The following is an 18,323-nucleotide window of genomic DNA, read 5'->3' as shown; positions in this document are numbered from 1 at the left end:
GCGATCATCCTCAAGATGGAAGATCAATCAGCTGACCAATTGTACCCATCGGCAAGTAAAGCGACTGCAGATCTCCAAATTGCCTTCCCATAGGCAGGAAACCGTAGCGCTTAAAAAAGCGATCACTGCTCTGGGTAAGAGGGTCCGTTACAACCGCTATTCCCATGCCACTGTATTGAACAATCCGGTACGCCTCCTCCAAGGCCTCAAGAAGCAGCGTTTCACCGTATCGGTGTCCGGAGCCGTGTAGTTTGCTATCCACACCCAGCCACGCAAGCTTGATCACTGGAATGGGATAGGCCGGATATCGACTACGGGTCTCCTGATCTGGCAACTCATCACGCACCACGGTTGCGCTGGTCAGGGTGAAATACCCCAGGACCTGAGCTGGCAACATATTTGTAGGTTCATCATCCACCAGCACCCAGGTGCGATTAATTTTCTTGTCCATTTGCTTGCGAGCTTCTCGCCTAAGGAACTCATTTACCCGTTCCAGCCCACAATCAAACGATTTCCGGTCATGCGACTTCTTATCTAATGGCTCTAACCTCAAGGTCACCGTTTTCCATCCTTTTACTCCGGCGACGTTTCGCCCTCAGCAATGCCTCGTTCGGTGCTGGAGCTGCTTCGCAGGCTGCTACAAAAGCATCAAACGACTGGCTGTTCAGGCGATACACCTCAGCCTCCTCGATCACGCGAACCGACTTCTCCCGGATTGCCTGGATGACAAAGTCTGAGAGACTGTGACTCCCGGTCAGAGCTGAAGCGCGCGCCGCCAATTCTTTAATAGCCGGATCAATTCGTAAATCCAGCCGCGCGCTTGTCTTTGACATGCGGTGTTCCTCTTTCAACTGGCTGGCCAATCGGCCAGAACCTCTGTTTTGGTGTTTTCCATTATGCTGCACTACTGGCTTAAACCTAGAAGCCATAATGTACGGAAAATAACCGTACATTAACTATCGGCTAAAGCTATCCCAATGTCAACGGGGCTTAATCCACTGACACGCCGTATTGTAGAACAATTACAAAATGTGTGATCACAGAAGAAACCGCTCATATGCTATGAGCAAGTCTGTATAGCTGCCCAACCGCTATCCTGGAACGCACTTCGCAAGGTGAAACATTGGGATACGAATCATTACATCGATTAAGCCTGGCCCCGGCGGGTGCGGAAGGTTTAACTGGTTGTCAGAAAATCGCACCCTGTCCGCAAAAAAACCAGAGACTGATTTCACGACCCCTCGCCCATTCAACGGAACAACGTATTTGTTCCGCAAAAGAGTGACCGTTCGATGAGCCCCCTTTGGATGAGATCGGAACAAGCTATTGGTACTCGGTATGGTCGCAGAGCAGACACTCGGTGCAATTCCACCCCTGACAATCCCCAATACCGAACCATTCTCGCTGCCATGTTTGACCATTATCTTAGCCTGCTCTGATGAAAAAACGGTCCTTAAAAATTCCTTTTGGCTCCCTCGATGGCAGACTCGTCGCTCCAGAAAATGTGGCTCGCGGGCGAGACTGTAATTGCCGGTGTCCAAATTGTGATTGGCCCCTTATTGCCAATCAAGGTGAACAAACCCGGCCCTATTTTTCTCATGATCGCGGACCCGAGTGTGTCGGCGGCTTCGAAACAGCCGTTCACAAGATGGCCAAGCAAATCATCTTGGATCACTTAACCGTAGTGCTTCCCGCTCACTCCGTGGAGATAACGGTTCCCGTCACTTCTGAGGACGATGTTCTGACAGGCCGCGTTCTTTACCCAGAGCGTCTCGTTCAGTTGGTGTCGGCCGTGTCAGAAAAGCAGGCAGAAGAGCCCGGTCGTTGGATACCCGACATCACCGCAACGCTGAAGAACAATGCCAAGCTCTACATTGAGATCAAGGTTACTCATGGTGTGGAGCGACCCAAAGCCGAAGCCTTGGATAACCTCATGGAGATAGACCTGGGCGACTGGGAGATTGATGCCTTGGCGAATACCGAAGTGCTAGAACGCGCAGTGCTGAGAATGGCTGCTCGTTGCTGGTACCGCTGTTCACTGTATTCCAATTTAAAAAAAGTTCGACAGAAACAAGCGGAACTGGAGGCCAAGGTATCTGAGGTGCTTGATCGCCGGCGCCGACGTGAAGATAAAGAGCGTGATGCTGCTCGCGAACATCAAAGGCAGCGTGAAGCCGCAAGAGCCAACTATCAGGAAGATCTGAAAAAACTCATCGAGCTCAACACGGTCGCTGGTCAGGAAGCGAGAGAAAAGCTCCTCGCAGCGAATTCGAGAAAGCTTTTACTCGACATTCCACAGCGCTTTCCCAGGGAGTTTGCCAGTGGTCGCTGGCCCAAGTATCTATCGGTACGAGTCGCTGGAGACTGGTTGTTCAACATAGACCGGCGGGTATGGCAAACCTACATTTACGAGCGGGCAATCGCTGACGTTCAGAGGGGGCATCAGGTTTCAGTCAAGCCACTCACTGACAGTGTTGTTCGTCATTTCGGCGTTGTCGACTGGGCTAAGCGTCTAAGCGATCTCAAGCTTGAAGCCCTGTTTGCAACGAGTAATCGCAAGACCCCGGTTGCCGAAAAAAATGTATGGTTTCTTACCAGCGAGGAGAATGCCCTAATACGAACCCCGTCAAGCATCGTTCGAAGCTATCTTGATGCCCTTGTTGCATTTGGTCTACTGAAACGGTCCGGCCCACATACTTACCAGGTAGAAACATAGAAGGGGTGCGCAAATGCTGGGCTGCAAAGCAGACTGTCGGTTGTGACCCATTAGCGACATCGCCGCAGAAAGTCTTTGATCCACTCAGTTTCAGTTGGTTGAGGTTCTAGCCGGTATTTCTTCGTAATCCTGGAAAACCGCGCCACGTACCCACATTGCCCGGAGGGTGGCAACCATTCCATCGGGCCTCTTGCACCCTTACTGCGATTCAGCGATGCCTCGACCGGCAGAAGATTTACAGGGTCATTGGCAAACCGTTCTCGATTTGCATCACTCCAATGATTGGCTCCCCGATCCCAGGCCCATTTCAATGGGACAACATGATCGATGTCCGCTTCAGACGCATTCTGAATGACATTTCCCGAGAAAGGGCTTATCCATCTGCCGGTCACGACCCGGCAGCGTCGATCTGTTGTAAATCTGACCGGTGTTGATGACATCTGAATAAGCACTTCTGCCCTACTGTCCTGGCAATCACCATTTGCATCATCCCATCCGTGGCCAAAGGCTGACCTGGAGTAGCTATCTGAATCGGACGACTTGATAACTCTCCGATCACTTACAGAAGGACGAGCCATCCCCTTCGGCAGGCGACCGCCAGAGGCAAGGCACGCTTCAACAGAATCAAATGGCTGAAAGGTTTTGGTTCGGTCATACCAGCTGCTTTGTGGTGGATGGCAGATACCGCTGTTCGACATTTTAACGACTGAAGCGAAAGCTGGGTTGGCGGCGGTCAGAAGGGCAAGAAATACGATCTTCAATACTGCATTGATCAAGTTTTTTGATTCCTTAGAGATGCGGAATGGCTCAATTTGAGGTGCTGGGCTGCTCAAGCACGTCCAGATTCATCATCAGTGGAGTCGCCCTCAGGCTCCTTTTCCATAAACTCAGCAACGAGTTGTTCGGCTACAGGATCGCTCTCCCCACCATTCTCCCGAATCACCATATACCAGCCAAGAATCAAGCCGACCACATTATCATCAGGGCCTTCTTCGAGGTGATCTAAAGGAATCCTCTCACTGCGCTCACAGATTTGCTTGATTACGTCCCAGTCGAATTCAATTTTGCCTGTCTCAAGGCGTCTCAGACCGAGATCTGCGAAAGATAAGTGATCCGGAATGATCACGCGCGCCTTACGTTGCTCCATTGAAGAGTTCCTTGTTTATTCGAATGCTCAAACCTTAATCGTCTGTAGCTTATCGATCAAATTCATGTATCGAGTCCCAGAGACGAACTCCAAGCCATCGAGCCAGGCGTTCACAATCTCCGATAAGCGCCCTTCTGCCAGCGGAGGTCAACGGTCGGCGCTGGGTGAATACTTCTCGCCTTGATCTGTCGCTCAAAACAGCGTTCAGCTGGTAAACAACGCCGGCTGATTTCGGATCGCCGTCCGAGTAAAAGTAAGAGATCAGCTGGAGTGCATGAATGTCGGCCAGCTCAACTACCCCCGTGTGCCGAGATTCGCTTGAGCCTTTCCAAAAGGTCCCTGATTTGCGATCAAACACGGGCCGACCCGCCGAGCGATAGAAGACGTAGCCAATTGTGAGGTACCCAGGAATCAGGATGAACGGTGCGATAAACTGAAACTTGTGCCAAGTGTCGACGACCGGAATCATCGGAAGGGTAATCAAAACAGGCATTACAGCCATCAGGATCTTCAGCGACGATGGCAACGCAAATGACAAAGCAAGAGGCCCGAGGGAAACGAGTCTTCGGCGTAACAGCACGCTTTGCGTGACCATCGGAGACCATGAGACTTTGCTGGCAAGCTGGTCCGCATACTGACTTGTATCAACGGGCTCAGGATTAAAGCGATGTTTCATTCGAGCCCGAAACTCAGCCCACCCCAGAAATTTCAGCACAGCTTTCTTCATGGCTTTGATTGCGACCAACGATGTCGATTACCGAGTGCTCTTGCGTTAACCAGGGCGTTCAGGATCAGTAGCAAGACTAGATAAAGCAACATCCATGGAGCCGACAACAGAACCATCAGTGGCCACAGGTTGCTAGCCAGAAGGATTGTGATGATTGTGTACGCGGTGATGAGGGCGCCAATGACCGCTGAAACGACCGCAGCGGACTTCAAATGGCAGCGAAAGACTCTCAAGCTGAAAAGCTGGAGAATGGCGTAGGCGGCAAAAGTCAGAAACAGCAGTTCAATCTTCAACGGCACTCCTAATCTTTCTGCCGACGTCTATCCAGTCTAGGAGAGACTCATGAGTTTCATCCAGCTGAGTTGGGTGGATGCTCACCGATCCGTACCCACCATCAGGAGTGATTGCGTAGGCCGCCACTCTAAATGCCTCGATTCCTGACGATAGAACGGCAATCACATCCGAGTTAGATTCCGCAACAATGGCACAGTGACCTGTGTACCCGGCGGGCAGGTAACTGGTTGCCGCCTCGCCGCCAATTTGATCGGCGACCTGTGCGATCACGGTTCCACTACTTTGGGTCTTCAAAGTCAGGGTCTGCCTCTTAGTGGGCCAGTCAAATCACCAGCCATTTCTGTTTAGAAATAAGTGCTGGAATTCTATTGGTAGGAACAATGGCTGGCAGAAAACAAAAGGTCATGCCTACCTGACCGTTTGAACCTTATTAATCGGTCCGGAGCCGATAGGATGGTGAAAATTTATTCCGGACCTTTTGTCATGCCCAAACTCTCGCAAGTAGCTGTCTTCGCGGCTCTTGGCGTTCTCTCGCTGAGCCACGCCCACCAGTTTTCAGAGATAAAAGCACTCAAACAAGGGCAATCACAGGTCACGCAGACGCTTACAAGCAATGAAGTCGTGTCCATCGTGGATCAGAGGTTGGATCTAGCCGAACAAAGGGTGGCAAAGAACGCCTTTCAAACTCTCATCGGAGAATATGAATTGGCCTCCCCTCGAACACCGGATGACCGGCTCGTATACGGCAACCTGAACGCTCGGCTCACCATGCAGGAATTTAGCGATATTGAGTGTCCGTTTTGCCGCAAAATGCATGGTGGATTGAAATCGGTCGTTGATAACTCCAGCGGCGTCGTAAACTGGGAATTCAAGCATTTCCCTTTAAGCGGTCATAACCCGGCGGCCGCCATGCAAGCCAAAGCCGTCGAGTGCGTGCGAGAGTCCTATGGCAATCAGGTTGCCTGGGCAGCCCTTGACCAATTTTTTGAGAAGACTCGAAGCAATGGTCAGGGGGTGGGTGATCTGCCGACGTTTGCCAGATCGATGGGCTTGAGTGGCAAAGCGATAGAGCTCTGCCTGGACTCTGATGCCCACGAAGACCGAATCTCCGGGGATTATCGTGAGGGATCCAAGCTGGGTATTACCGGAACACCGGCTCTGAGGATTCTTGATCACAAAACCGGTCGTGATTACCTCATCAAAGGCTATAAAACGCCAGAGCAGCTGACCCAGGCCCTTCAGCAGATTCTCGGGAGCTGATATGGCAATTTGCTTTATTGTCGGGCGAGAGGCCCCCTATGAGCCCGACATTCTCACTCCTGTTGCCCACCATACTCTGTCTGTCCTGGACGCAGACCGGAATCTTGTTTTTGAAATGCCGGCGCCTGAATCCGGTTGGTCACAACGGATGCTGGAATCTGTGACAGCACATCTCACTTTGCCTGAGCTGGATGCTTATCTCGGAGATACATGGGTGGGGTCGACAGAGATTTGAGAGTAATCGGGTCCAGCCGTTGAAGCCTTGGCAGCGTTCGATTTTCCATAATCTGAGATTATGCGCAGTAGTTTTGATGGGAAGTAAGACGCCAGCAGGGCACCTAAAACCTGCATATTGACAAAAAAACCAAAGCCAGTACCATATATGGTGATTTTTGGCATATTGACACTGATCATTCTGGTTGGGAAGTCGCCACTATCGTTTAACGCCACTAATCGTGGTTGGTGAAAGATAGGTTGGTGCTCTCAACCGCTGAAGATAGCTGATACCACCTAGAATAGGTGGTGCGGGAATCCGGTTAGAATCCGGGACTGACGCGCAGCGGTGTTGGGGAACAAGTGTGGCATAACGACACTGGTTTAGACCGGGAAGTCGCCACGCAAGGCGAATCAAACGATTCATGCCCCTGAGTCCGAAGACCAAGCTATCAATCGCAACACGATTATTGCGTGGGCGACTGATAGTAGTGGTGAGGACTCAACCATTCTTCGACCCTCCCCTACCCAAAGTTGCCCACCTCATATCAAGTAACGGTGGGTAGCATGGATAAAGAGCCTCAACAGAGACCAACTGCATTTTCTCGAACCATAATAGTGTTTTGCTTGGCGGCTATTTTGACGCCGATCGGCATTTTGTTTGCGGTTGATATTCCGGAGTCGCTTCGCACTGATTGGCAGCCATGGGCTATGGGCCTCTATGCCGTAGGCGTCCTGAGAATACTGTCTATAAGCACGAAGCTATAGATGACAATGACTTCAGATTGAAAGCACTCGGTGATCGAGGCGTGACCTGGGTCCGCCAAGGCCATGATGGTGTCCACTCTTTAGTGGACACCTAGCATCACGTAAACCTAGAGAACTTCCAATTTCGGCAGGCCTCTGACGATCTCCTGAGTTCTGAGACTTACAGTAACCACGCGCTGAAACAGTTCCAAGGGATACTTTGGATTCCCCATGGTTTCAGTGGCCCAGTCGTTTGCATCGTTGACGATGCCGCTGGCCTTGTGAGGGGTCACAGCCTGGCGTTCCATCACCCAGTTTAATGCTGCCTTACCGTTCACGACGTAGTCCCACGCTTCCTCCGGGATTCCGCTCATTGTGATCTTACCATTGTAGATGACAGTGCTGAGATCGTTAATGTTTTTCCCGGTTGACTCACAGCGCTTTTTACCGAATTTCATCTTGGTGACGCGGTAATCCCCGTCCACCAGGTTGCCCTTGTCTTGAATGTTCAACGGGTACATTTCTACGGTTTCGTAGTTCAGATGCAAATTGGCCAAGTCACGGCCAGCCTCTGAAAATGCCCAAAAATCGGCTGAGCTTTTAACTCTCGGTATGCGCGGAAGCTCTTTGCTCAGGTTATAGGCAAAGCGGGTACGGTAGTCCTCGCTGTGAAGGATGCCGTATACGTAATAGAAAAGGCCTTCCTTCGTGATCAGCTCACCGGGGTATACTTCTTGGAAGTGAGCCAGTCCTTCATCGGTGATCGCATCGCGACGCTTGAGGCCAGCTTTATGTTGCTCATCTTGTGCAAACATGTCCTTGCTGCTGCTACCTTGCTCTTGGGCCTGCTCATCGTAAAGGTAAAGCGGGAAGCATTGGCCCTTTTCGATGTTGTCTAAACATGGAAGCGCATCGGAAATAAGGACAGAAAAGTTTTTCGCCCCTGCGCCCGTGGTCTGAATCACCAAGTTTTCCGCCCCTTCATGCGGAAATATACGAGGCATTTGGAGCACCATCTCGTTGAAAGAGCGATTGAAATACAGCCATTGTTTCGTGAACGGTCGATAAAGGGAGGTGGTAACCGATGGCTCTTCGAAGGCAAAGCATTTATTTCTAGCCAGCTCCTGTTTGAGAGCACGTGTCCAGCTGATGCGTGTTGGATCGGTATTGATAAAGTCATCTACTTTCGCATGACGTGCCTTTGTACCCAGCCCTGGATAGACTGCATTAAAACGCTGTAACTCGGCGTTGTAAAAGTCAATCATGCTGTTCACATTGTGTTTAAGCTTTACCTTACTAGCGTTGTAAACCCAAGCATCGCGGTTAGTTGCCACTCCCAATGAGTAGTTACTGAATAGTTTGGGGCCATCGCCTTTCTTATCACCCAAAACGATATGCTCGCCAAAGCTATCATCGCGCTGATTAAGCCAATCGCCATGCTGATCAGGAACAATTCGCTGCCAGCTCGGGATACCATTCAGGCTGGCATAGCCTGCAATCATTTCCAGCTTTTCAGTACGACTCAGGTAGTCACCAATGTCATGAAACAGGACACGTCCGTGCTCAGCTGCTTCGGGATTTTTAACCAGAAGAGAAATCGCAATAGGGGCCCGGCTGCCGCTATCGAAAATTTTCCCGCCCTCCCTTCGCGATAGCTCGCCAGAGGTGCGCTGATTTCCCCGTAAGTGAAACACGTGAATGCTGGAAAACTCCTCCGTCAAACACTTGCGCAAGCCGTCGGTAGCATTGGCCTCCAAAAAGCCACCATTGGTCACAAAACCAATCACTCCCGCGTCACCAATGCGGTCGGATGCCCAACGAATAGCGCGAATGTAGCTGTCGTAAAGACCCTTCGATAGGGTTGCCTTTGACTGGGAGGCATAAGTCTCTTCGATCCGGCTATCCAGCTTGGGGTAGCTGACGTTAGCATTGTTATCGTTCTGGCTAACTTGCCCAATGGAATATGGCGGGTTACCCATGATGACGCGAATATCCAGTTCTTTTTGGCGCTTGCGGCGTGAACTGTTTTCAACCAAAAGGTCGTCAATCATGTCTTCACTCTCATACATCTGGAATGTATCGGTGAGGCAAATCCCATTAAATGGCTCGTAAGGGACCTCAAAAATTTGGTCGCCATCTTCCAGACCCGTCACGTTGTCATTCATTATGCCGTGGTATGTGGCTTCGATATTAATGGCGGCAATATAATAGGCCAGCAGTACCAGCTCGTTGGCGTGAAGTTCATGTTTGTACTTATGTGGTAACCGATCTTTGGGAATCAGGCCGGATTGAAGCAGCCGGGTAACAAATGTTCCAGTGCCAGTGAATGGGTCGATGATGTGCACGTTCTCATCGGCCACGCTTTTACCAAACTCAGTTTTGAGCACGTCTTCAATACTATGGATGATGAAGTCCACCACCTCGACGGGGGTATACACGAGGCCCAGACGATCCGTCATCCGAGGAAAAGCGTTTCGGAAAAACTTATCGTAGAGTTCCACGATAATTCTTTGTTTGCCCTCTGCACTGTTAATGCCTTCGGCCCGAAGCTTTACTGATTCATAGAATGACTCCAGTGTTTTGCGCTCTTTGTCCAAGCTATGTTCATGCAGCTTGTCCAACACGTGCTGCATCGCTAGAGACATCGGATTGTGTTTGGCAAAGCTGTACTGCTCAAACAGAGCGTCAAAAACAGGCTTGGTGATCAGATGTTGAGCCAGCATTTCGATGATTTCTTCATCTGGAATGCTATTGTTCAAATCGTCGCGTAGTTCATTTGCAAATGCATTGAACGCGGTAATTTCCTCAACGTGGCTTTCATCTTCCAATATCGCCCTGATCCGGTCGATATGGGTGTTGGCGATCTTGGCAATATCATTCGCCCAGTCTTCCCAGTGGTGCCGATTGCCACATTTCTTAACGATCTTGGCGTAAAGTGCTCGCTCAATATCGCCGACCTCGAACACCAGCTCTGCCTGCTGATGATTCGGATTCGGATCATTAGAGCCAATTGAACGTCCACCACGGGCACGACCGGCTTTACGCTCTTTGGTCGATTTTTTGGTGGCCTTCGGTGTCACCTTGTCTGCAACCGCCACAACCTCCATTTTGCTGGGCATACTGCCGTTGAATTCCAGCTTATTGATCATGGCGTCAAAGCGATCATCGTGGGACCGAAGGGCGTTTAGAACCTGCCAAACCACTCGGTAGGTTTCGTTATTATTGAGGGCTTCTTCGGGCTCAACGCCGGCGGGAATAACGACCGGAAGAATCACGTACCCCAGGTCTTTTTCCGGAGCCAGGCGCATCACCCGGCCAACGGACTGCACCACATCCACTTGAGAGGATCTTGGTGTCAGGAACAGCACGGCATCCAGTGCGGGCACATCAACCCCTTCAGACAAACAGCGCACATTCGAGAGAATACGGCAGGTATTGTCCTCCGTAGTGGCTTTCAACCATTCCAGCTTGGCTTCCTTTTCACTGGCGTTCATACCACCGTCGACATGTTCGGCCTCGCAGGTCATGGTCAGCGCCTGATCGAGCGTGGCATCAGGATCTTTGTCGCGGAGCGCTGCTATTTCGGCTTCCTGATACTGCGACACAACCGCACCAAACATCTCAGAGATCAGTTTCGAGCTGACCTTGTGGTTTTTGCCCTTGTATTCCTTTTCGATGACCTGGCAAAAAGCGACCGCTCGCTTCATGGGATCGGGCTCTTGCCCCATGGTTTCAACCAAGCCCTGTTTCGATAGGGCTTTCCAGCAACCCACGATCTTTGCGGCATCATCCACTTTGAGTGAGTTGTCGGCATCTTTCAGAAGGCTCTGCAGGCGCCGGTTGACGTGGGTTTCCTCAACAGCGAGGACAATCACTTTGTAATCGACGAGCAGCTTGCGGGCCACGGCTTCGGAGAATGTGATGACATACAGTTCCTCTCCGTATAGCGACTTGTCGTCCATTGAGCATAGTGTGACGTTCTCGGTGCTCTTGGCATCGTCTCCATAGATGCGGGGGGTTGCTGTCATGTAGAGGCGTTTGTTGCCCTGGATGTAGCTATTGTCATGGACTCGAACAAAAGCTGATTCTTCCTCACCGTCAAAAGTTGCACCGGTGGTTCGGTGCGCCTCGTCGCAGACGATTAGGTCAAAGGCCGGGATCGGGTTGGCTCCAGTGGTCTGAGCTTCGTTCAGAACCCCAATGGAGTGATAGGTGGAGAACACAACAGTCATAGCGTCACCGCTGTGGTGATCTGCCATGTGTTTCTGCAGTGAGGCCGCGTTGGTGGTGGCTGGATATTGCAGATCACTGATGCCGGCAATCACTCGGTCATCATCTTTGCCGCGCCGCTTCCCGACATCGCTATCTGAGCAGACTGCAAAGCTTTTCAGGGGGATTGCAGATTCCTGAGTCCACTCGGTGAGTGTCTGGCCGAGAAGAGAGAGGCTGGGGACAAGGAACAGTACCCGTTTACCTTTGCCAGCCATTGCTTCGGCTATCTTCAGCGAAGTGAATGTTTTGCCTGTGCCACAGGCCATAATCAGCTTGCCACGATCAGCGCTCTTCAGCCCGTTCGCCGCAGCGTTGAGAGCATCAATCTGGTGTTCACGGAGTTGCTTCTGAGCCTTGAGGGCTGGCTTTGTACCCTCATGATACTGCGACCAGTCGATGACACTGTTTTCCAGGTTATGGAGGTCAATTCGGGACACGGGTGGGTGCTGATTCTCCAGGGAGTCCTGGGCATTGCCCGTCCATTTATCCGTTGTTGTGACAATGATCCGGTGACTGAAGTAGGTTTTGCCGGAGGCTGTGAAGAAGCTGTCGATGTCGCTTTTGCCGATCGTGTGGTCTGGCGAATAGTTCTTGCACTGAATTGCATGGAACTCGCCATCGGTGGTGATGGCTACCAGGTCGATACCAGTATCTTTCTTCGTGCTGATGCCAAGGTTTGTGCCGTATCGGTCAACCCAGTCGGAGTAAGACAGCACCTCAGAATATTGTTCTTTATAGAAGGGTTCCGTTTTGAAGTATTGAACCATCAGGTTCTCGAAGCTGGTTCCTTTGTCACGCTCTGTCAGCGTCATTTCTCTGAACTGCGACAGTATTCTTTGGAGGGCTGTCATCATCATTCCTTGGTCCATTGTTTTCATCCGCAGTCTAGGACTACGGCTTCTGGAATCTTTGCGGTAAAAATACCAGTTAGTTAGCACACAAGCTAAATAGGGTGCCCATTACGCCGAAGTGAAGCGTTGAGCGTGGTCCGACTAATCCCAAAGTGCTGCGCCACCTCGGTCTTGGTGATCTTCGGGTCCAATAACATTGCGGCAGCTTTCTGTGTGTCCGTCTTTGACAGCGAGGGCTTCCGACCGCCCTTACGTCCCCTGGCCCGGGCAGCCTCCAATCCAGCCATCGTCCGTTCCCGAATCAGGTCACGCTCAAACTCAGCCAGAGCCCCGAAGATATGGAACACCAAGCGGCCACCTGAACTGGTGGTGTCGATGGATTCCGTCAGGGACTTAAAGCCTATTCCGCGATCCTGGAGGTCCTGAACAATTTCCACCAGGTCTTTTAATGATCGAGCGAGACGGTCCAGCTTCCACACGACCAAAACATCGCCCTGCCGGAGCATACGGAGACACTGCGACAACTCGGGTCGCTCGCGCTGGGTACCGGTAAACTTTTCCTGGAAGATCTGTTCAGCCCCGGATTTTTTCAGTGCATCGACCTGGAGTTCGGGATTTTGGTCGTTAGTGCTGACGCGCGCATAACCTATGATCATGAAAGGTACCTTTTCTGCTCATAGATTGTTGTACGTGATTGTTGGACAGGAAACAAGCCGAAACTGGGTATTTTTGAGGGGTAGCCGAGAGCGTACAACAAACGACCGCTTCCCCAACAAACACCCAACGTGAACCAATTTGTCGCTTCTCGTGCTTCGCCTGAGAGTAGCACTTCTGCTTGAGCTACCGGTAATGCCATTGCTGGTAGTGCATCCCCAGTGCCGCGCGGTGCTCAGTCATTGATTCTCCATAACCCAGCGTGAAGCCCTGGTTATGGTTGGTGCTATGGATTGTGGTGTCGACTGGAAGGAATGGGAAGCGTTCCCGGTTTGGGTGACGATTCCGATCCTAGTGGTTGCGCCGGTCTTTTCTATTTCCTGGTGGGTTCGATGAAACCAGCTAGCTATCAGCGGAGATAACCTCCACATCGCCTACCGGGTCCAAGTTATGAGTACTCCGTACGGGCTCGCACACCAACGGTGCAGAAATATGCGTTCGCATCAGCCCCCGAAACGCATCCGTCTCGTGAAACTCCGGATCCAGCCACAGATCAAACTCCTCTGGCCGCAGCATCAGCGGAATGCTTTTCGGGTGGATATGGCTGAACCTCGGGTGCGGCGGCAGTGTGATGACGGTGAAGGAATTCACCTGCTCCTCCCCGAAGTGCCAGGATTGCCATAACCCCGCAAGTGCCGTGGCTTCATTCTGCGGGTGAATGTTGTAGACCTGCTTACCTTTCCATTCGTGAAATGCGCTGACTGGAATAATGCAACGCTTGGTGGGATACACCTTTTTCCATAACGGACTGCTGGTCAGCCGATCGCTGCGGGCATTGAAGGTGTGAAATTTCGGGTTGGGCCGGAAGCCATAGCCGTTCGGGTTTGGCTCGATCAATAGCGACCAGATACCTGGTAGCAGATACCGGTCATCCGCCGCTTCTATGACAAACTCGCCGATTCCGCCCGGTGGGACGTTGTGCTGGGGTCTGGGTGCAATGCCAGACAGCCCCAATTGTTCCATCAGCGTTTGGACTTCCGGAGAGTCGGTTACGTTGTAACGTCCGCACATAACTGAATCCTTGCCCGACCTATCTGAGGCAGTGTAGCCAAAATCCAAGGGCGCTCTAGGCCCAGGCTTGAGGCGAATTCGCAGTTACCAGGCTTAGTGCAGGACATGCTTACCTCATACACTGTTCTAATGTACAGTATTTTGGCGAGACAACACGAGTGGATCAACCCATCGTCGGACACAATGTCCTATACTCGGACTAATGCAGCTGCCTAGAAGGCGGGAGAAGTCTGTATGAAAAGCGTGATACTGATGTTTGTTGGTGGCTTGGTCGGCGGCCTGATCGGACCGGTGACAGCGTTGGTCGGTGTGGCAGCCGGCTACGTGGTAGGCCGCGCCCTGACGCTCTCAGGAGTTACCCGGAAGCCTGCTGAGAATCAAGCTCCCTGTCGGTGAGGCCTCAATATAAACCGTATTTCCTGATCCTTTTGGCGTAACAGGTGACCTCGGGGGCAGCTCCAGATATCTGTCCACCAGAAATAGGCCCTGCCGGCCTGGACTTCGTTTGCCTTCGTGATCGCAATGTCTTGGACTTCATGGCCGCATTCCGGGCAATACACCGTAGCGGTTCCATCGGTCACCCAGTCATTAATCCGCTCTTCAACGAGGCCGAAATGGCCGCCCGGTAACCGACTCACCTTGCGGGTGTCGAAGGTCGAGTTCGCTAGCCAGATCGGCAGAGCCTCCCTCGCCGCTTGGGCACTGACGTTTTGAATCACCGTTTTCTCGGCGTCTTCCCTGGCCCAGGCCAACAACACTCTTGCAGGCACCGTAACATCGCAGAAAAAACCCTCTTCCTGGTCCTCGCTGGTGGCTACCAGTATTTGCCCCTCACATCTGGGAAGTTTCTCAAGATGCTCTTGAATCAAGACCTTCAGCTCGCTTTGGCGTTCTTCAGCGGCAAGCTGACGGCGATACGCCCGAGAAAACAGTTTTTTTAGATAGTGCGGAATGGAGTTCATAGTTACCCGATTACGGCCAAGCTCCTCGCTTTGGTACATCGCGCTGTCAGCGCGGCTAACCGCTGCTGCAATATTCTTTCAATCCTACTTGATTGATCAAGACTGGGCGTACGTTAACGAGGGGCTACGGAGAATCCCGTAGCCATCCAGAGCGGGTATATGAACCTGGATGTGGTGAGTTTGGGTTTCCTGGACAAGACCCTTTTCATCACTCCACCTGATCCCCCGTTGATAAGCTCGCTGGCCAGAAACCTCAGGCAGGGCGAACAATGATCTCTAAGCAGCGTGTGGCTCTTATCCTCCTACTGGAGGGTCTCGCCAGTTCTGGCGTACAAATGGTCACTATCCGCCAGACGGTGGCGTTTGTCGGCAGTTCCGTGCTTTGCACCTCTATTATCATCAGTTGCTTTTTAGCGGCCCTGGCGCTTGGCTATTATCAGGGCGGGAAAGCGGCACCTGAAAAATTTACCAGAGCCCTGTTGGTAAATCTCATTGTTGCCATCGGATTGTTCGGCATCGGTCTCTCCTACCCGTTTGTCAGCTGGTATTTTCTGACGGTCGCAGACATTACTGCGGGCATCCCGGGACTCCGCAATCCCCTGATCCATCTGCTGAGTTTCTGTATGGTCATCATGGGACCACTGGTTTTCTTACTCGGACAGACAGTTCCCCTGCTACTCAACACAGCAGACCAAAACACTCGAAAAAGTGAAGCAGCCGGCAGCGCCACGGCATTGAGCACGATCGGTAATGTTGTTGGCTGCCTGCTAACCTCTTTGGTGCTGATGTACTTTCTTGGCGTGGGCTATTCCATCGTCATTAATTGCGCAATACTGGCTATTTGCGCTGTATTGGTGATCAGTCCCGAGCGATCGCCCTTGAAATCCGCCCTGCTGGGCGTCGCCGCAATCTCACTCGCCATCACATTTGTTGCCAACGTGCGCATCCCGGGCCAGCTGTTTGCCGCGACCACCCCGTACAGCGATATTCATATTGCGCAGGATGCCGACGGCAAGCGCTTAATCATCAACCGCAGCTCCGCCTCCTATATTGGCAGGGAGAATCGCAAAGGCTGGCCCTACATTGAGATAATGAAGCAGGCCATTTTTTCCGATGATGTGACCGGAAAGAACATCCTCGTGTTAGGCGCCGGCGGATTCACTTTGTCCGCAGAAATGTCCGGTGGTGCGCGACTTACCTACCTCGACATTGATCCAAAGCTGAAATCGGTGGTTGAGGAAAACTTTCTGGAGGAAAAGATTCAGGGGAACTTCGTTGCTCAGGATGCCCGAGCCTATTTGCTGACCAGCAAGCGGCAATGGGATGTCATCGTCGTGGATCTTTACACGAACGCCGCCACCATCCCGATGCATACAGCCACCTTTGAATTCTTTTCGCTCGTATCCGAACGCCTGTTACCTGACGGCAAAGCCATTCTGAATATCGCGGCCAACCCCAGGCTGACGGATCAGTATTCCCTGACAATGGATAACACGGTTCGCCGGGCGTTTTCCCGGTGCGTGACAGACATCACTGGCTACCGGGATGGACTGGAGAATCTGGTGTACCTATGCGGAAAGCCGTCCAGCAAAGACCCGGTTGCGGGTTTGTATCGAGATGATACAACCAGAGTAACGGTAGACGGATATTTGTCTGCACTGAATGGCACGACCGAGCAGGACTGAACATGGGGAAGAATCAGCCTCAACAACGAACAGAGTGGATTTCGGCTTCTGACGTCGGACGCACCGTTTTCTGCCCGCATTCTGTGGCGCTCAAATATCAGGGTGCCACGCCAACCAAGCAGGCTGTCCTGGCCCGGCAGCAGGGTGACTTAAAGCATGAGGCATTGAACCGGCAGGCTCGACAGGACAAGCGCTGCTACGTGGCGTCATATCTCTATGGCGTGGATGATCCACGAACCAATGTTCTCCGAAAGTTTCGAGATGACGCGATATTAAAGTGGCCCGGAGGAGCCCTGCTCGTCAGGCTCTATTATCGACTGTCCCCACTGGCCATTCATTTGAGCCAGTCATCGCCCAGGATTGCAGGCATTGTGCGCTTCCTGGCGGATCGACTGGTGTGCTGGTGCTCCCGAAGAGGGAATCAGTCATGACAGGTTTTCTTGCCTCGGCACTGCTTTTATTCGCTATCGCAGTCGTCATTCTCTGGCACCGTCTCAAACGTTCAGATGCGCTTGGCATTGATGGCCGTTTAATCTGGGTCGACGACGGACGGCGTACCAAGCCGTTTTTTAACGCCAGGTACAAGGTGTTCGGCAAACCGGATCTGCTCTATCGCGTGAACGGCGGTGTTCTGGCGGTCGAATACAAAAGCCGGAATGGTCCGATCTTTGAGAGTGACATCGTGCAGGCAAAATGCGCCGCATTGTCCGCAAGGGGCGATCAGTACAAAGTCTCCAGAATCCTAGTCAAAACAGGACAGGCCGAGAAATACATTACCCTGCCCCGCTCTGACCATGCCCTGTACCGGGAGATTGAATCCGCAACAATTCTGGCCAGAAAAGCAAAAAATGGCGAGGCGGTACCCTGTCTGCCGGCGCCCCAGAAATGCCGTTCCTGTGCCTACCGGGACCATTGTCGGGAATCTGCAGGTAATTAATACATACACCGAGCAATGCTCTTCAATACCGGCCAACCGCGGCTCCGACCGAACTCAGCGATTTTGGTACTCTGAAATCTCCTGCTTCAGGCTGGCATACCAACCCAGCAAATCATCCTCGGTGACCTCACCCTGGGTTTGCTCACTGGCCTTTTGACGCTCGATCTGGGCGCGTTGTTCAGCATACACATTGTGAAGTGCTTCAACCGAGATGTTGTAGCCTTCATGTTCGTTGAGTTGTTTACGAAGCGCTTTAAAGGCAGAAGGGCCAACCGGATGTTTGCGCTTCATTTCAATATCTTTAGGCCGAATATCGAAAACCTCACCCCAATGGTCGACCGCTTGCTCCCAGGCTTGGGATAAGGTGCAGTCTTTTGTGATGAAGAAGCGGACTGGATTTCCGGGCTCATTCACGGAGAAATAACACCGCTCCTGATCAATCCGTTCCCCGGTCGTGATCCCCATCGTGATACCCCGGAACCCCACACCACGGCATGGGCGCGTGTTTGGGTGATTCGTTTTTAAGGCATCGATGTATTTCAAAGCCGCCGAGCGGGCAGACCATCGGGCATCGTAATAACGCGCTCGTGTTTCCTGATAGCGATGCCAGAATTCATTTGGGATCGCAGACACTGGAGGAATCAGGCTGAAGTACTTTTGGTAGCGCTTACCTCTTAGTGTCGCTGTCACTTGCCAGCCGTGAAAACCAGAGGATAGCTGGCCTTTCTCATAGAAATGGATGGCCATAGGTCGGTATCAGACCTCCGTTTGGTTAGTGGAAAATTGC

17 protein-coding genes and 1 riboswitch are annotated in these 18,323 nt (G+C 52.0%); of the genes, 6 read left to right on the top strand and 11 right to left on the bottom strand.

Going from position 1 to position 18,323, the window contains the following annotated elements; translation table 11 throughout:
* Positions 1–10 precede the first annotated feature (10 nt).
* Together EHN06_RS20470 and EHN06_RS20465 are read right to left on the bottom strand one after the other, a co-directional pair.
* Positions 11–451 carry a hypothetical protein gene (locus EHN06_RS20470; protein WP_227664046.1) on the bottom strand — a complete coding sequence of 147 codons (441 nt, stop codon included), beginning with the start codon at positions 449–451 and terminating at the stop codon, positions 11–13.
* Positions 452–530: 79 nt separating this feature from the next.
* The gene (locus tag EHN06_RS20465) at positions 531–833 is read right to left on the bottom strand and encodes a DUF1778 domain-containing protein (protein ID WP_227664047.1); all 303 of its coding nucleotides are present in this window, start codon (positions 831–833) and stop codon (positions 531–533) included.
* Between the two features lie 815 nt (positions 834–1,648).
* Between EHN06_RS20465 and EHN06_RS20460 the strand changes: the two genes are divergently transcribed.
* Positions 1,649–2,716, top strand: a complete 1,068-nt coding sequence (locus tag EHN06_RS20460; RefSeq protein WP_127334549.1) for a hypothetical protein — start codon at positions 1,649–1,651, stop codon at positions 2,714–2,716.
* A gap of 50 nt (positions 2,717–2,766) precedes the next feature.
* Here the strand turns inward: EHN06_RS20460 and EHN06_RS21225 are convergent, their stop codons facing one another.
* Genes EHN06_RS21225 through EHN06_RS20440 form a run of 4 tightly spaced genes read right to left on the bottom strand, consistent with a single transcriptional unit; the run spans position 2,767 to position 4,883 of the window.
* Positions 2,767–3,492, bottom strand: a complete 726-nt coding sequence (locus EHN06_RS21225; RefSeq protein WP_323053032.1) for an HNH endonuclease family protein — start codon at positions 3,490–3,492, stop codon at positions 2,767–2,769.
* A gap of 53 nt (positions 3,493–3,545) precedes the next feature.
* Positions 3,546–3,863 (bottom strand): hypothetical protein, encoded by a 318-nt coding sequence (locus EHN06_RS20450; protein WP_127334548.1) that lies wholly within the window; start codon positions 3,861–3,863, stop codon positions 3,546–3,548.
* A gap of 49 nt (positions 3,864–3,912) precedes the next feature.
* Positions 3,913–4,590, bottom strand: coding sequence for a hypothetical protein (locus EHN06_RS20445; protein ID WP_127334547.1), 678 nt, complete (start codon positions 4,588–4,590; stop codon positions 3,913–3,915).
* Complete coding sequence (locus EHN06_RS20440) at positions 4,587–4,883, bottom strand: hypothetical protein (RefSeq protein ID WP_127334546.1); 297 nt, start codon at positions 4,881–4,883, stop codon at positions 4,587–4,589. Before EHN06_RS20440 ends, EHN06_RS20445 begins: the two co-directional genes overlap by 4 nt.
* A gap of 454 nt (positions 4,884–5,337) precedes the next feature.
* Between EHN06_RS20440 and EHN06_RS20435 the strand changes: the two genes are divergently transcribed.
* Positions 5,338–6,144 carry a DsbA family protein gene (locus tag EHN06_RS20435; protein ID WP_228257513.1) on the top strand — a complete coding sequence of 269 codons (807 nt, stop codon included), beginning with the start codon at positions 5,338–5,340 and terminating at the stop codon, positions 6,142–6,144.
* Between the two features lie 481 nt (positions 6,145–6,625).
* A riboswitch (cobalamin riboswitch) is annotated at positions 6,626–6,825 on the top strand.
* 407 nt (positions 6,826–7,232) lie between these two features.
* Here EHN06_RS20435 and EHN06_RS20425 read toward each other — a convergent pair.
* The 3 genes from EHN06_RS20425 to EHN06_RS20415 form a co-directional block, all read right to left on the bottom strand.
* On the bottom strand, positions 7,233–12,227 hold the full coding sequence (locus EHN06_RS20425; protein WP_127334583.1) for a DEAD/DEAH box helicase: 4,995 nt from the start codon (positions 12,225–12,227) through the stop codon (positions 7,233–7,235).
* Positions 12,228–12,319: 92 nt separating this feature from the next.
* Positions 12,320–12,883 (bottom strand): recombinase family protein, encoded by a 564-nt coding sequence (locus tag EHN06_RS20420; RefSeq protein WP_127334544.1) that lies wholly within the window; start codon positions 12,881–12,883, stop codon positions 12,320–12,322.
* Positions 12,884–13,283: 400 nt separating this feature from the next.
* Positions 13,284–13,952, bottom strand: coding sequence for an SOS response-associated peptidase (locus EHN06_RS20415; protein WP_127334543.1), 669 nt, complete (start codon positions 13,950–13,952; stop codon positions 13,284–13,286).
* Between the two features lie 234 nt (positions 13,953–14,186).
* Between EHN06_RS20415 and EHN06_RS21220 the strand changes: the two genes are divergently transcribed.
* Positions 14,187–14,348: a hypothetical protein gene (locus EHN06_RS21220; RefSeq protein ID WP_157680786.1), complete on the top strand. Its 162-nt coding sequence runs from the start codon at positions 14,187–14,189 to the stop codon at positions 14,346–14,348.
* Here the strand turns inward: EHN06_RS21220 and EHN06_RS20410 are convergent.
* Positions 14,330–14,914 (bottom strand): hypothetical protein, encoded by a 585-nt coding sequence (locus EHN06_RS20410; protein ID WP_127334582.1) that lies wholly within the window; start codon positions 14,912–14,914, stop codon positions 14,330–14,332. The genes EHN06_RS21220 and EHN06_RS20410 overlap by 19 nt on opposite strands.
* Positions 14,915–15,183: 269 nt before the next feature.
* Between EHN06_RS20410 and EHN06_RS20405 the strand changes: the two genes are divergently transcribed.
* The 3 genes from EHN06_RS20405 to EHN06_RS20395 are packed head-to-tail and all read left to right on the top strand — an operon-like array spanning position 15,184 to position 17,536.
* Complete coding sequence (locus EHN06_RS20405) at positions 15,184–16,599, top strand: fused MFS/spermidine synthase (protein ID WP_127334542.1); 1,416 nt, start codon at positions 15,184–15,186, stop codon at positions 16,597–16,599.
* Positions 16,600–16,601: 2 nt separating this feature from the next.
* Positions 16,602–17,030: a CFI-box-CTERM domain-containing protein gene (locus EHN06_RS20400; protein WP_127334541.1), complete on the top strand. Its 429-nt coding sequence runs from the start codon at positions 16,602–16,604 to the stop codon at positions 17,028–17,030.
* Positions 17,027–17,536 carry a PD-(D/E)XK nuclease family protein gene (locus tag EHN06_RS20395; RefSeq protein WP_127334540.1) on the top strand — a complete coding sequence of 170 codons (510 nt, stop codon included), beginning with the start codon at positions 17,027–17,029 and terminating at the stop codon, positions 17,534–17,536. Before EHN06_RS20400 ends, EHN06_RS20395 begins: the two co-directional genes overlap by 4 nt.
* Positions 17,537–17,590: 54 nt before the next feature.
* On the opposite strand, the gene EHN06_RS20390 is transcribed toward EHN06_RS20395, so the two are convergent.
* Positions 17,591–18,283 carry a hypothetical protein gene (locus EHN06_RS20390; RefSeq protein ID WP_127334539.1) on the bottom strand — a complete coding sequence of 231 codons (693 nt, stop codon included), beginning with the start codon at positions 18,281–18,283 and terminating at the stop codon, positions 17,591–17,593.
* Between the last annotated feature and the right edge of the window lie 40 nt (positions 18,284–18,323).

It is taken from the genome of Marinobacter sp. NP-4(2019) (assembly GCF_003994855.1).
Taxonomy (GTDB): Bacteria; Pseudomonadota; Gammaproteobacteria; order Pseudomonadales; family Oleiphilaceae; genus Marinobacter.
Note: the sequence above shows the minus strand (reverse complement) of the source record. Positions and strands in the feature narration are given on the sequence as shown.